The sequence below is a fragment of the Enterobacter cloacae complex sp. P40C2 genome (genome assembly GCF_014930695.1).
Taxonomy (GTDB): domain Bacteria; phylum Pseudomonadota; class Gammaproteobacteria; order Enterobacterales; family Enterobacteriaceae; genus Enterobacter; species Enterobacter pasteurii.
In genome coordinates this window covers 788,845-800,647 of sequence record NZ_JADBRP010000001.1, presented here as the reverse complement: position 1 = coordinate 800,647, position 11,803 = coordinate 788,845, and the positions used below count along the sequence as shown (strand labels likewise).

Here is an 11,803-nt window from a genome sequence, read left to right as displayed (position 1 = left end):
CTTACAGACTTCCCATTCCGCCGTCCACCAGCAGTTCGGTGCCTACGGTGTAGCTTGACTCATCGGACGCCAGATAGAGCGCCGCCTTCGCCAGCTCCGTGGTGGTACCCATTCTGCCCAGCGGAACCAGTTTAATGATTTCCCCGACCATTGCGTTGAGCGTCTCTTCACTTAAGCCCGTCTTCGTAAACGCCGGGGTTTCCACCGGGCCAGGGCTCAGGCCGTTCACGCGGATCCCGCGCGGCAGCAGTTCCGCCGACAGCGTACGCGCCAGCGACAGCAGGGCGGCCTTGCTCGCGGCATAGACGCTGCTGTAAGGGAGGCCGATGCGCGCGCTTACGGAGCCGCACAAAATCACCGAAGACGGGTTACTGAGCAGCGGGAGCAGCGCCTGAATCAAAAAGAACGGTCCCTTCAGGTTGATGCCCATCAGCCGATCCCAGGCCTCCTCCTGCCAGGCTTCCAGCGGCGCGTGCGTCACGTCACCGGCGTTAATAAACACCGCATCCAGCCGCGGCCAGCGGGCGGCAATCGTCTCCGCCAGCGCTTTTTGCGCCGCAGCGTCACCCGCATCGGCCGGGATCACCCAGGCGTTATCGCCCAGGATGCGCTCTGCCTCGGCGAGGGTTTCCGGGTTGCGCCCGGTAACGGCAACCCGCGCCCCTTCGGCAATAAACGCCTGCGCGGTGGCGAGACCGATACCGCTGGTCCCGCCGGTAATCAGCGTATATTTATCTGCTAAACGACCCATTTTCTTCTCCTGAAATGTCTCTGGAGAAAGCACTATAGAAACGTTAGTATCGAAAGGAAACCAGGTACCATTTGGATACTAAAGATGCAAAAGGTGTGATATGGCTGAAATGCTGGATACGTGTTGTGAAAAAAAATCGGCGGTGCATGCCTGTCCGATGACGCAGTTTGTAAACCTGATTTCCGGTAAATGGGCAATCCCGATCCTCTACCGTCTGATTGTGATCAATTCCCCCGTACGTTTTGGCGATCTGCTGCGTGCGGCGGCCCCCATCACTCAAAAAGAGCTGACGAAACAGCTGCGCCTGTTTGAGCAGCGCGGGCTGGTAACGCGGACGGTCTACCCGGAAATCCCGCCGCGCGTGGAGTATCAAATCACCGGGCTGGGGCTAACCCTGCAAAATGCCCTCTCCCCGCTGGCCGACTGGGTGGAACAATACGGCGATCGTCTCGGCAGGTAATCATCAGTTTGAGAAATGCTTCCCGAAAAAACCGTCACGGATCTGTCACACTCCGCGTAACAATAAAAACGTGTGAGGAAATAGGGATGAGAAGAGCACTACTTGCTGTCGCCGTGGCGGGCACGCTTTCCATAACGACGGGCGCACAGGCCCAGGAGACGCCTGAGGGATATCAGCTACAGCAGGTGCTGATAATGAGCCGTCACAACCTGCGCGCGCCGCTCGCCAACAACGGCAGCGTGCTGGAACAGTCCACGCCGAAGCAGTGGCCGGAGTGGGACGTCCCTGGCGGCCAGCTGACCACCAAGGGTGGCGTGCTGGAAGTGTATATGGGCCACTACATGCGCGAGTGGCTGGCAGAGCAGGGGGTGGTGAAGACGGGAGAATGTCCGCCAGCGGACACCGTTTATGCCTACGCCAACAGCCTGCAGCGCACCGTGGCGACCGCGCAGTTCTTTATCGCCGGCGCGTTCCCGGGGTGCGATGTTCCCGTGCATCATCAGGAAAAGATGGGCACCATGGATCCTACCTTCAATCCGGTCATTACCGACGATTCCCCCGCGTTTCGCGAGAAGGCGCTGAAGGCGATGGAGACGGAGCGGCAGAAAATGCAGCTTGATGAAAGCTACAGGCTGCTGGAACAGCTGACGAACTACAGCGACTCGCCGTCCTGCAGGGAGAAAAAAGTCTGCTCCCTGACGGAGGCGAAAGATACCTTCAGCGCCGACTACCAGAAGGAGCCGGGCGTGTCCGGGCCGCTGAAGGTAGGTAACTCGCTGGTGGACGCCTTCACCCTGCAGTATTACGAAGGTTTCCCGGCAGATCGGGTGGCCTGGGGCGAGATCAAAACCGATCAGCAGTGGCGCGTGCTGTCGAAGCTGAAAAATGGCTATCAGGACTCGCTCTTTACCTCGACGGACGTCGCGCAAAACGTCGCTAAACCGCTGGTGAAGTACATCGATAATGCGCTGGTGACCGGACAGGCAAAAGCGCCAAAAATTACCCTGCTGGTGGGGCATGACTCCAATATCGCCTCGCTGCTGACGGCGCTGGATTTTAAGCCGTATCAGCTGCACGACCAGCAGGAGCGGACGCCGATCGGCGGCAAAATTGTCTTCCAGCGCTGGCACGACAAAAACGCCAACCGCGAGCTCATGAAAATTGAGTATGTCTACCAGAGTTCAGCCCAGCTGCGGAACGCCAGCGTGCTGTCGCTGCAATCCCCCGCGCAGCGCGTAACGCTGGAGCTTAAGGGTTGCCCGGTGGATGCGAACGGCTTCTGCCCGATCGATAAATTCAATGCGGTAATGAACAGCGCGGCGAAATAGAAGAAAACCCCCCGCCGGGGCGGGGGGAACGTTCAGACGTTTTTACGTTCGATGGTTTGCTCACCCCAGAAGAGCGAGTCTTTGTCCGTTTTTTCGAAGGCGCGAACCAGCACTTCATCACTGCCTTCTTCCCAAATCTTCTCCGCCAGCTTTTCGTCATAGTTGGCGACTTCAAAGATAGCTTCGGCAATCTCCGGAGAGGTGTTGCGTAAACTTGCCCATTCACCCACGTGGTGAGCCTTGGATTCTTGCGTTGGCATACTTGTCCTCCTGTTGGGTTAGCCGTTCAGTTTTTTAGCGAGACCCGCGACGTATTCACCCTGATAGCGGGCGATCGTGAGTTCTTCATTGCTCGGCTGACGCGAACCGTCGCCGCCGGCAATCGTTGTGGCACCGTACGGCGTTCCGCCACGTACCTGTGAAATATCGAACAGTTCCTGCGCGCCGTAACCAATGGGCACAATCACCATCCCATGATGTGCAAGAGTAGTCCAGGTTGAGGTAATCGTCTGCTCCTGGCCGCCGCCGGTGCCGGTCGAGCTGAATACGCTGGCGAGCTTGCCGTATAGCGCGCCCGAGGCCCAGAGCCCGCCGGTTTGATCGAGGAAGGTGCGCATCTGGCCAGACATATTGCCGAAGCGGGTAGGGGTGCCAAAAATAATGGCATCGTATTCCGCCAGCTCCTGCGGGGTCGCCACCGGGGCGTTTTGCGTCTTCCCGCCGGCCTTGGCGAAGGCTTCCGCCTGCATGGTTTCCGGTACGCGTTTTACCACAACCTCAACGCCGTCTACTCTGTTTGCGCCTTCTGCTACCGCGTGAGCCATGGTTTCAATGTGTCCATACATGGAATAATAGAGCACCAGAACTTTTGCCATTTTGCATCACTCCTCGTTGGTTTTTCTTACAGCGAATCGCTGCGTTACTTTAAAGATATGACATCACGGCGAGACTGCAAAAATGAACGGCATTTATTTGATATATAACAATATCTTTTCCTGAGGCTGGCTGTAGCAAAATGAAACAACTTTGGCTGGGGAGATTTTTCAAAAGATAAGAAAGGCTTATGAATAAGCGGCGCGATATCTCATACGAAAGGCTGAGATCATGTTGCAGAATATTACCTCTCGCTTGCCGGATGGCCGCATTACACTAAGCTTAACTTCACGCGGCACAGATAAAGGCACTGTCCTTGAGCCGCGAGGTGAAAGAATCCTCTTTTACTGAATGCAATATGATGTCTAATGTTTCACACTCTGGAGGTTCGAGATGGCAAACCATCGTGGTGGTTCAGGTAATTTCGCTGAAGACCGTGAAAGAGCATCAGAAGCAGGTCGTAAAGGTGGCCAGTCCAGCGGGGGTAACTTTAAAAATGACCCTCAGCGCGCGTCAGAGGCTGGTAAAAAAGGGGGTAAAAATAGCCACGGCAGCAGCAACAAGTAGTACGCCGGGTTGACTCCCTGCCGCCGGGTTTCCCGGCGGTTTTTTTATGCCTGCTACATTGAACTGTCGTCTGATGCATCGCACACTACAGGTTTGATTCTTAGCGTCGGTGCCCCATGTCCGCTTCTCGTTTTACCTTCTTCATTAAGCCTCAGGAAGCCATCCTTATTCTAATCACCATGTTCTGGGGCGGAACGTTTCTCGCTGTTCAGTACGCGGTCACGATGAGCGATCCGTTTTTCTTTGTTGGGCTGCGTTTCGCAACGGCGGCGATTGCCGTGGCGCTTATATCCCTTAAAACCCTGCGCGGGCTGACCCTCCGGGAGCTTAAGGCGGGTGTCGCTATTGGCGTGGCAATCGCCATGGGTTACAGCCTGCAAACGTGGGGGCTTCAGTCTATCTCCAGCAGTAAATCGGCCTTCATCACCGCCATGTACGTGCCGCTGGTGCCGCTGCTGCAGTGGCTGTGCCTGGGCAGAATACCGGGCCTGATGTCGTGCATCGGCATCGTGCTGGCGTTTATCGGGCTGATCCTGTTAGCCGGGCCGGAAAATAACCTGCTGGCGCTGGGGCCGGGCGAGATCATCACCCTCGTAGGCGCCGTTGCCATTGCGGCGGAAATCATTCTGATTAGCGCCTGGGCGGGAAAGGTGGACGTCAAGCGCGTCACGGTCGTGCAGCTTGCCACCGCATCGCTGGTGGCGTTCGCGACGATGGTGCCGGCAGGGGAGTCCGTCCCGCCGATGTCCACCGGGCTTATCGTGGTGGCGCTGGGGCTGGGCATTTTCAGCGCCATCATTCAGGTCACCATGAACTGGGCGCAGCGTAGCGTATCTCCGACCCGCGCGACGGTCATTTATACCGGAGAGCCGGTATGGGCCGGTATTTTCGGACGTATCGCCGGCGAGCGTTTGCCGCTGCTGGCGCTGTTAGGCGGGGCGTTTATTATTGCCGGGGTGCTGGTCAGCGAGCTAAAACTGAAACGCAGGAAAAAGGCGCTATCAGAAAATGACAGCGCTACATTAAATCACGAATCCTGAGTTACCGATGCGCCCTGCGGCACGGCCACGTCGCGTCGGCTAAGCAGGGCGTTAAGCAGGATCGCGCCGAAGGTCGCCGTGCCGATCCCGCCAACCGTAAACCCGCCCAGCGTCAGGGCGAAATCACCCGCCCCCAGCACCAGCGTCACCGCCACCATGATGAGGTTACCGTTCTGACTCAGATCGACGTGGTTCTCTACCCAGATACGCGCCCCGGCGACGGCAATCAGTCCAAATACCACAATCGATGCGCCGCCAATCACCGGGGAGGGGATGGTATGGATAAGCGCGCCGAATTTTGGTGAAAAGCCGAGCAGCACCGCGATGGCTGCCGCCGCCACGAAGACCAGCGTGGAGTAGACTTTGGTCACCGCCATAACGCCGATATTTTCCGCGTAGGTGGTGACGCCGCTCCCGCCGACCGAGCCGGAAAGCATGGTCGCCAGCCCGTCACCGACGAACGCGCGCCCCATGTACGGATCCATATTGCGCCCGGTCATCCCCGCTACCGCCTTCAGGTGGCCCAGGTTCTCAGCGACCAGAATTACCGCCACGGGCGCGATCAGCATCATCGCCTGGGCGTTAAAGGTGGGGGACGTTATGTGCGGCAGGCCGAACCAGGCCGCCTGATGCAGGAGGGTAAAATCTACCGGTTTGCCCAGACCCAGACCATTCGCCAGCAGAGCATAGGCCAGGCAGGCAACAATCAGCCCGACCAGGATCAGCAGCCGCTGGATCATCCCGCGGGTAAAGACCGCGACCACGCCGATGCACAGCACGGTAATTACCGCCATCCAGCTCTCAAACGGCGAGCCGGAAACGCTTTTCACCGCAATCGGCGCGAGGTTAAGGCCAATCGCCATCACCACCGCGCCGGTCACGACGGGGGGCATCATCCGTTCTATCCAGCGCGTACCAACCTTCATCACCACCAGACCGATCAGGGTATAGACCAGCCCGCAGGCGATGATGCCGCCGAGGGCGACGCTCAGGTTGGGGTTGATCCCCTGGCCGTTAAACCCGGTGGTGGCGATCACCACGCCAACAAACGCCGCGCTGGATCCAAGGTAGCTGGGCACGCGCCCGCCGGTGACAAAAAAGAACAGCAGGGTACCGATACCCGACATCAAAATGGAGAGGTTAGGATCCAGCCCCATCAGCATGGGCATCAGCACCGTGGCGCCAAACATCGCAACCGCGTGCTGCACGCCCATCACCATCGTCTGCCCGAGCGGGAGCCTTTCATCCGGCGCGACCACGCCTGCTTCAGTGGAGGTCGATTTCAACTGCCAGTGGGGAAATCCGAACATGTTCTGCCTCCTTAAGGCGGGTTAACAGGCGGGGCGCATAAGGGCGTGGTAGCCGCGGTCAAACCACACCAGCCCCTGCGGGGCGGGGTGGCGAACGATTGATGCAATGTCGCAAAACAGAATGTCGTGGGTGCCCACGCTAACCACCTGGCTGATGCGGCAGTCAAACGAGGCGAGTGCATTCTCCAGACGCGGGCAGCCGGTATCTCCCGTCTGCCAGCGGGCGGCGGCAAACCGATCCTCCATCGGCGTTTTACCGCCAAACAGGTTGGAGAGCGGCTCCTGCCCTGCGCTCAGCGTGTTAACGCACAGGGTGCGGTTTTCGCTAAAGGTGGGCCAGACGGACGCGCCGCGGTTCAGGCACACCAGCAGGGTGGGCGGTGAATCGGTGACGCTGCACACCGCGCTGGCGGTAAAGCCCGCCCTGCCCGCCGGGCCGTTGGTGGTGATGATATTAACCGCGGCGCCCACGCAGGCCATCGCGTCGCGAAAGGTTTGCTTATCAGGTGTCATCATAGTTTTCCTTACGCCAGCCCGCAGGCGTCTTCGAAGGTCAGGCGCGGCAATCGTCCGTAAACGCTGCGCGAGTCGCCGTAGCCGATGTTGATCAGCAGGTTGCTTTTAAGCAGCGTGCCGGTAAAAAAAGCCTCGTCGACTTTCTGTCTGTCAAAGCCGGACATCGGTCCGGTGTCGAGCCCGAGCGCGCGGCAGGCAAAAATCAGGTAGGCGGCCTGCATCGAGCTGTTGCGAAAGGCGGTCTCTTCGGCGTGCGCCGGGCTGGTGGTAAACCAGCTTCTGGCATCACCGTGCGGGAACAGCTCGGGCAGGCGCTCATAAAATTCGCCGTCCCAGGCGACAATCGCCGTGACGGGGGCGGTAAGCGTTTTCGTCAGGTTGCCGCTGGAGAGCGCCGGGCGCAGCTTCTCTTTGCCCTCCGGGCTGCGGACAAACACGATGCGCGCCGGCGAACAATTGGCGGAGGTGGGCCCCCACTTCATCAGGTCGTAGATCTCGCGCAGCGTCTCGTCGCAGACCGGCATATCCAGCCAGCCGTTGTGGGTGCGGGCGCCGGTGAACAGCGTCTCCAGCGCGGTAGGGCTAATGGCTTCGCTCATCAAAGCTCCTTATAAAGCGGGTTCGGGGCTGTGCAGCAGGCTGGCAAGCCCGTTCAGCAGCAGGGTGTTAAAGGCGTCCGGCTCGGTGACGTTGCAGGCGTGCCCGCCCTGACGCATGGCCGTTTTGTGGGCGTGCGGTAGGGCGGCGCGCAGTTCAGCTGAGCAGACGGACGGCACCAGCAGATCGTCGGTGGAGCAGATAATCTGCACCGGGCAGCGAACGCGTGCGGCGTGGCGGCTGAAGTCGGCCTGTTTCAGCGCGTTAAGCCTGCGCAACAGGTTGGCTTCGCCCTGAAAATGGGCCAGCGCCAGCGCCTCTTCGGCCTCCAGGCGCGGGGCGCGGGCGGCCATCCAGCCTGCGGGATAGAGAAACAGCGGCTGCGCCTCTACCCACGCCCGCGCGCCGCCCGCGTGCAGCAGACGTTCGCGAACGCTAAAGCAGCGGCGGGTATGGTCGTGGAGGGCGAGCCAGCCGTTGACGCAAACCAGCGCGATGAGCGCATCAGGCCTGTCGAGCGCCAGCTGCATGCCGACCAGCGCCCCCAGCGCGTGGCCGACCGCGCAGTAGCGGGTGATGCCGGCGGCGGCCAGCGCCTGCGCCAGCTCGTCAGCCATCTGCTCGAGGGTATACCCTTCCGGCAGGGGATCCGGGCTATTTCCCGTGCCCCGCTGGTCGTAGCACACCACCTGATACTCCTGCTCCAGCGCGGCGAGCTGGGGCAGCCAGTAGCTTCCGCAGCCGCCGAGCCCGGCAATCAGCACCACCACGGGCGCGCCCTCAAAGGGCGGCGGTGAAAGGGTAAGCTTCATGGCCGCCTCACTTCGCGATGTGCGCAACGGTGGCAATTTCAACCAGCGCCTCGGGCTTCACCAGCCCGCACTGGATGCAAAACCGCGCCGGCTTATCGCCCGGGAAAAACTCCGCGTAGACCTCGTTAATCGCGGCGTAGTTTTTCCAGTCGGTGATAAAGATGCTGTTGAAGGTCACGTCCTCCATGGTGCCACCCGCCGTTTTGATCACGGATTTGATGGTCTCCAGAACGTGGCGGGTTTGCGCCTTTGGGTCGTTGATGAACACCACGCTGTTGTCTTTATCGAACGGCAGCGTGCCGGAAACGTACACCACGCCGTCGGCGAGCGTGCCGGGGACAAACGGGGCAATCGGGGTACCGGTGCCCGGCGGAATAATCACGGATTTCGGCATAGCGGTTCTCCTCAGGCGATACGGGCCAGCGGCGGATCCAGCGCGTCGCAGAAGTCCGCGACGTTACTCACCCAGCCAAAAAAGGTTTCGATATTGAACAGGGCGGCTTTCTGCGCGAAATCCGGCCCGGCCTGATGGGTAGCGTCTTCCAGCACCACGCCGAAATACTCGAGGAAAAAGCCGTCGCGCAGGGTCGACTCCACGCAGACGTTGGTGGCAATGCCCGTGAAGACCAGGTGACGAATGCCCCGGCTGCGTAGCAGGCTGTCGAGCGGCGTGTTGAAAAAGCCGCTGTAGCGCGGTTTCGGCAGCACGATATCCCCCGCCTGTGGCACCAGCTCATCCACCAGCTGATAATCCCAGCCGCCTTTCGCCAGCAGCTTGCCCTGGAGTTCTGGCCGTTTGCGCATGGTTTTCAGGGCGTTCGACTTGTGGAAGTTGGGCGAGCCGGGGCCGCCGGCCTCCACGTACTGGTCGTCCCAGCCGTTCTGAAACCAGATAATCAGCATGCCTGCCGCGCGGGCAGCCGCTACGGCGGTTTTGATGTTCTCAATCACCGGCCGGGTAGAAGAAACGTCGAACCCCGCCAGATCCAGATAACCGCCCCGGCTGGCGTAGGCGTTTTGCATATCCACCACGATCAGCGCGCCCTGCGCTGGCGCAAAGGTGATGGCTTCCGGGCGAGCGTTAAGGGTCGTCATTACGCCACCTCCTTCGTCACGGCGGGAATGTGGGCGCGGCACTGCATCAGCGGCTGAATGCGCTCGCCGAAGGTCTCCACCCCGGTGAGGAAATCATCGAAGGTCAGCAGAACGCCTTCCGCCCCGGGAACGGCGGCCACCTCGTCGAGCATTCTGGCGACGCTGGCATACGAGCCCACCAGGGTTCCCATGTTGATGTTGACGGCTGACGTCGGGTCGGCCATCTGGCGAACGTTGGTGTCCGAACCGGAGCGGGTATCCTTCTGGCTCTGCTCGGTAAGCCAGCTCAGCGCCTCCTCGTCCGCGCCGTCCTTATAGCGCTCCCATTTGGCGCGGGCGGCGTCGTCGGTTTCGTCGGCAATGACCATAAACAGCACGTAGGAGCCGACGTCGCGCCCGGTTTTGTCGGCGGCCTCTTTCATCCGCGCGGCGGTCGGGGCGAAGGCGGCAGGCGTATTCACGCCTTTACCGAAGCAGAAGTTGAAGTCGGCGTATTTTGCGGAGAATTCCATCCCCGCATCGCTCTGGCCGGCGCAGATGACCTTCATTGGCACCGACGGCTTCGGGCTAACGCGGCAGTCGTTCATGGTGAAGAAGTCACCCTTGAAGTCGCTTTTGCCGGTGCCCCACAGGTCGCGCAGCACCTGCACGTATTCGGTCAGGTAGTCGTAGCGACACGAGAAATACTCGTCACCCGGCCAGATCCCCATCTGCTCGTACTCCGGCTTTTGCCAGCCGGTGACCAGGTTGACGCCAAAGCGTCCGCCGGAGATGGAGTCGATGGTGGAGGCCATGCGCGCCACGATCGCCGGGGGCAGGGTGAGCGTGGCGGCGGTGGCGTAGATCTGGATGCGGGAGGTCACCGCGGCCAGCCCGGCCATCAGGGTGAAGGACTCCAGGTTGTGGTCCCAGAATTCGGTTTTGCCGCCGAAGCCGCGCAGCTTGATCATCGAGAGCGCAAAGTCGAAATGGTAGTGCTCCGCCTTCTGCACGATGGCTTTGTTCAGCTCAAAGCTCGGCATGTACTGCGGGGCAGTGGTCGAGATAAGCCAGCCGTTGTTGCCGATCGGTACAAATACGCCAATTTTCATCACGAACCTCTCTTCATTACGTCGCAGGTGTAACGGTGTTTTGCAAAGGGAGTGCCAGTTTTGAAAATGGCTATGTTATTAATGTGTTAATCGCGGGTTGATGGTTTGATACGGTTAAATGTGGACTGAATGGTCAAAAACATTGCACACAAAACAGGCACTCATGCGCGATGGGGGTGCACAGGGTCGTGGCGAGACGGGGGTTTTGCTATGCTGAGCGCAGAAAAGAAAATGGAGAGCGGAAATGACGCAAGGCGCAGTGAAAACACCCGGTAAACGTTCGCAGGCGGTGAGCGCCAAGAAGCAGGCGATCCTCAGCGCCGCGCTGGAGACGTTTTCGCAGTTTGGCATTCACGGCACGCGCCTTGAGCAGGTGGCGGAGCAGGCCGGGGTGTCCAAAACCAATCTGCTCTACTACTACCCGTCGAAAGAGGCGCTGTACGTGGCCGTGATGCAGCAGATCCTGGATATCTGGCTTGCGCCGCTTAAGGCGTTTCGCGAAGAGCTGGCTCCGCTGGTGGCCATCGGGGAGTACATTCGCCTGAAGCTGGAGGTATCGCGCGATTATCCGCAGGCCTCGCGGCTGTTCTGCCTGGAGATGCTGCAGGGCGCGCCGCTGCTGCAGGCCGAGCTGACGGGGGATTTAAAGCAGCTGGTGGACGATAAATCGGCGATTATTGCCGGATGGGTCGCCAGCGGCAAGCTGGCCCCCGTCGATCCGCAGCACCTGATCTTTATGATTTGGGCCTCCACCCAGCATTACGCTGACTTCGCGGCCCAGGTTGAGGCGGTAACCGGAAAAACGCTCCAGGACGAGGCGTTTTTCCAGAGCACCCTCGAAAACGTGCAGCGGATGATTATCGAAGGGATCCGCGTGCGCTAGTTTCCCTCACCCTAACCCTCTCCCAAGGGGAGAGGGGACTGTTCTGTGCTGTCTTTTCTCCCTCGCCCCTATGGGGAGAGGGGACAGCTTAGGTCGCCCTCTTCACACTGCATCAGCGAGGCCAGAAACGCTTCGCGCTCTACGGTTTTCTCAGCCAGACACTGGCTCACGATCATTGGCTGAACGCTTCCGCCTTCCGTACCCGAGCCGATAAACGCGCAGTCCGCGTCGCGCAGGGTAATCCACGCCTGCTGCGCCTTTTTAAGCAGGTCGCGCTGGGGCGCTGCCGCGCGCTTGATGGCGGCCTGATACGTCTCGTTAAGCTTTTTATCCGCGGCCTGGTACTGCTGCGCGCTACAGGCGTTCAGTTCAGCCTGGGTGGTCGCGTTGCCGCACTCGTCGGCCAGCGCGCTCGCGCTCAGCAGCAGGGCTGCCCCTGCGATAAGAAATCGTTTCATACTCTCCCCAATAAAATAAGGC

The 11,803-nt window shown here is 60.0% G+C and carries 16 protein-coding genes; 5 read left to right on the top strand and 11 right to left on the bottom strand.

Features of this window, described 5'->3' with window-relative positions:
• Position 1: 1 nt before the first annotated feature.
• Positions 2–751: an SDR family oxidoreductase gene (locus IM304_RS03895; RefSeq protein WP_193356338.1), complete on the bottom strand. Its 750-nt coding sequence runs from the start codon at positions 749–751 to the stop codon at positions 2–4.
• Positions 752–851: 100 nt separating this feature from the next.
• Here IM304_RS03895 and IM304_RS03890 point away from each other — a divergent pair, with 100 nt between their 5' ends.
• Both IM304_RS03890 and agp read left to right on the top strand, forming a co-directional pair.
• Positions 852–1,211: a helix-turn-helix domain-containing protein gene (locus tag IM304_RS03890; protein WP_193356337.1), complete on the top strand. Its 360-nt coding sequence runs from the start codon at positions 852–854 to the stop codon at positions 1,209–1,211.
• Positions 1,212–1,297: 86 nt separating this feature from the next.
• A complete protein-coding gene (agp, locus tag IM304_RS03885; protein ID WP_193356336.1) occupies positions 1,298–2,539 on the top strand; it encodes a bifunctional glucose-1-phosphatase/inositol phosphatase in 1,242 nt (413 codons plus the stop codon).
• A gap of 32 nt (positions 2,540–2,571) precedes the next feature.
• Here agp and IM304_RS03880 read toward each other — a convergent pair whose 3' ends face one another.
• Positions 2,572–2,799, bottom strand: coding sequence for a YccJ family protein (locus IM304_RS03880; protein WP_148420895.1), 228 nt, complete (start codon positions 2,797–2,799; stop codon positions 2,572–2,574).
• Between the two features lie 18 nt (positions 2,800–2,817).
• Positions 2,818–3,414: an NAD(P)H:quinone oxidoreductase gene (wrbA, locus tag IM304_RS03875; RefSeq protein WP_176610674.1), complete on the bottom strand. Its 597-nt coding sequence runs from the start codon at positions 3,412–3,414 to the stop codon at positions 2,818–2,820.
• 391 nt (positions 3,415–3,805) lie between these two features.
• Here wrbA and IM304_RS03870 point away from each other — a divergent pair, with 391 nt between their 5' ends.
• The gene (locus IM304_RS03870) at positions 3,806–3,979 is read left to right on the top strand and encodes a general stress protein (RefSeq protein WP_032639520.1); all 174 of its coding nucleotides are present in this window, start codon (positions 3,806–3,808) and stop codon (positions 3,977–3,979) included.
• A gap of 116 nt (positions 3,980–4,095) precedes the next feature.
• Positions 4,096–5,019: a DMT family transporter gene (locus tag IM304_RS03865; RefSeq protein WP_193356335.1), complete on the top strand. Its 924-nt coding sequence runs from the start codon at positions 4,096–4,098 to the stop codon at positions 5,017–5,019.
• Here IM304_RS03865 and rutG read toward each other — a convergent pair.
• From rutG to rutA, 7 genes are read right to left on the bottom strand one after another with little or no spacing between them, the layout of a single operon-like run.
• Positions 5,007–6,329, bottom strand: coding sequence for a pyrimidine utilization transport protein G (rutG, locus tag IM304_RS03860; protein ID WP_193356334.1), 1,323 nt, complete (start codon positions 6,327–6,329; stop codon positions 5,007–5,009). The two genes, IM304_RS03865 and rutG, sit on opposite strands and share 13 nt — an antisense overlap.
• 21 nt (positions 6,330–6,350) lie before the next feature.
• On the bottom strand, positions 6,351–6,845 hold the full coding sequence (rutF, locus tag IM304_RS03855; RefSeq protein ID WP_148420888.1) for an NADH-dependent FMN reductase RutF: 495 nt from the start codon (positions 6,843–6,845) through the stop codon (positions 6,351–6,353).
• Positions 6,846–6,853: 8 nt separating this feature from the next.
• Positions 6,854–7,444, bottom strand: coding sequence for a malonic semialdehyde reductase (locus tag IM304_RS03850; RefSeq protein WP_193356333.1), 591 nt, complete (start codon positions 7,442–7,444; stop codon positions 6,854–6,856).
• A 9-nt stretch (positions 7,445–7,453) separates the two neighbouring features.
• On the bottom strand, positions 7,454–8,254 hold the full coding sequence (gene rutD / locus IM304_RS03845) for a pyrimidine utilization protein D (RefSeq protein WP_193356332.1): 801 nt from the start codon (positions 8,252–8,254) through the stop codon (positions 7,454–7,456).
• Between the two features lie 7 nt (positions 8,255–8,261).
• Positions 8,262–8,648 carry a pyrimidine utilization protein C gene (gene rutC, locus IM304_RS03840; protein WP_193356331.1) on the bottom strand — a complete coding sequence of 129 codons (387 nt, stop codon included), beginning with the start codon at positions 8,646–8,648 and terminating at the stop codon, positions 8,262–8,264.
• A gap of 11 nt (positions 8,649–8,659) precedes the next feature.
• Positions 8,660–9,349: a pyrimidine utilization protein B gene (gene rutB / locus IM304_RS03835; protein ID WP_193356330.1), complete on the bottom strand. Its 690-nt coding sequence runs from the start codon at positions 9,347–9,349 to the stop codon at positions 8,660–8,662.
• Positions 9,349–10,440: a pyrimidine utilization protein A gene (gene rutA / locus IM304_RS03830; RefSeq protein WP_193356329.1), complete on the bottom strand. Its 1,092-nt coding sequence runs from the start codon at positions 10,438–10,440 to the stop codon at positions 9,349–9,351. Before rutA ends, rutB begins: the two co-directional genes overlap by 1 nt.
• Before the next feature lie 244 nt (positions 10,441–10,684).
• Here rutA and rutR point away from each other — a divergent pair, with 244 nt between their 5' ends.
• Positions 10,685–11,323, top strand: coding sequence for an HTH-type transcriptional regulator RutR (gene rutR, locus IM304_RS03825; RefSeq protein ID WP_148420876.1), 639 nt, complete (start codon positions 10,685–10,687; stop codon positions 11,321–11,323).
• 68 nt (positions 11,324–11,391) lie between these two features.
• On the opposite strand, the gene IM304_RS03820 is transcribed toward rutR, so the two are convergent.
• Positions 11,392–11,781 carry a lysozyme inhibitor LprI family protein gene (locus IM304_RS03820; protein WP_193356328.1) on the bottom strand — a complete coding sequence of 130 codons (390 nt, stop codon included), beginning with the start codon at positions 11,779–11,781 and terminating at the stop codon, positions 11,392–11,394.
• Between the last annotated feature and the right edge of the window lie 22 nt (positions 11,782–11,803).

Excerpts from the sequence above, each read along its gene's own strand:
- IM304_RS03895 (WP_193356338.1), bottom strand. The coding sequence starts at position 751 with ATGGGTCGTTTAGCAGATAAATATACGCTGATTACCGGCGGGACCAGC.
- IM304_RS03890 (WP_193356337.1), top strand. The coding sequence starts at position 852 with ATGGCTGAAATGCTGGATACGTGTTGTGAAAAAAAATCGGCGGTGCAT.
- agp (WP_193356336.1), top strand. The coding sequence starts at position 1,298 with ATGAGAAGAGCACTACTTGCTGTCGCCGTGGCGGGCACGCTTTCCATA.
- IM304_RS03880 (WP_148420895.1), bottom strand. The coding sequence starts at position 2,799 with ATGCCAACGCAAGAATCCAAGGCTCACCACGTGGGTGAATGGGCAAGT.
- wrbA (WP_176610674.1), bottom strand. The coding sequence starts at position 3,414 with ATGGCAAAAGTTCTGGTGCTCTATTATTCCATGTATGGACACATTGAA.
- IM304_RS03870 (WP_032639520.1), top strand. The coding sequence starts at position 3,806 with ATGGCAAACCATCGTGGTGGTTCAGGTAATTTCGCTGAAGACCGTGAA.
- IM304_RS03865 (WP_193356335.1), top strand. The coding sequence starts at position 4,096 with ATGTCCGCTTCTCGTTTTACCTTCTTCATTAAGCCTCAGGAAGCCATC.
- rutG (WP_193356334.1), bottom strand. The coding sequence starts at position 6,329 with ATGTTCGGATTTCCCCACTGGCAGTTGAAATCGACCTCCACTGAAGCA.
- rutF (WP_148420888.1), bottom strand. The coding sequence starts at position 6,845 with ATGATGACACCTGATAAGCAAACCTTTCGCGACGCGATGGCCTGCGTG.
- IM304_RS03850 (WP_193356333.1), bottom strand. The coding sequence starts at position 7,444 with ATGAGCGAAGCCATTAGCCCTACCGCGCTGGAGACGCTGTTCACCGGC.
- rutD (WP_193356332.1), bottom strand. The coding sequence starts at position 8,254 with ATGAAGCTTACCCTTTCACCGCCGCCCTTTGAGGGCGCGCCCGTGGTG.
- rutC (WP_193356331.1), bottom strand. The coding sequence starts at position 8,648 with ATGCCGAAATCCGTGATTATTCCGCCGGGCACCGGTACCCCGATTGCC.
- rutB (WP_193356330.1), bottom strand. The coding sequence starts at position 9,349 with ATGACGACCCTTAACGCTCGCCCGGAAGCCATCACCTTTGCGCCAGCG.
- rutA (WP_193356329.1), bottom strand. The coding sequence starts at position 10,440 with ATGAAAATTGGCGTATTTGTACCGATCGGCAACAACGGCTGGCTTATC.
- rutR (WP_148420876.1), top strand. The coding sequence starts at position 10,685 with ATGACGCAAGGCGCAGTGAAAACACCCGGTAAACGTTCGCAGGCGGTG.
- IM304_RS03820 (WP_193356328.1), bottom strand. The coding sequence starts at position 11,781 with ATGAAACGATTTCTTATCGCAGGGGCAGCCCTGCTGCTGAGCGCGAGC.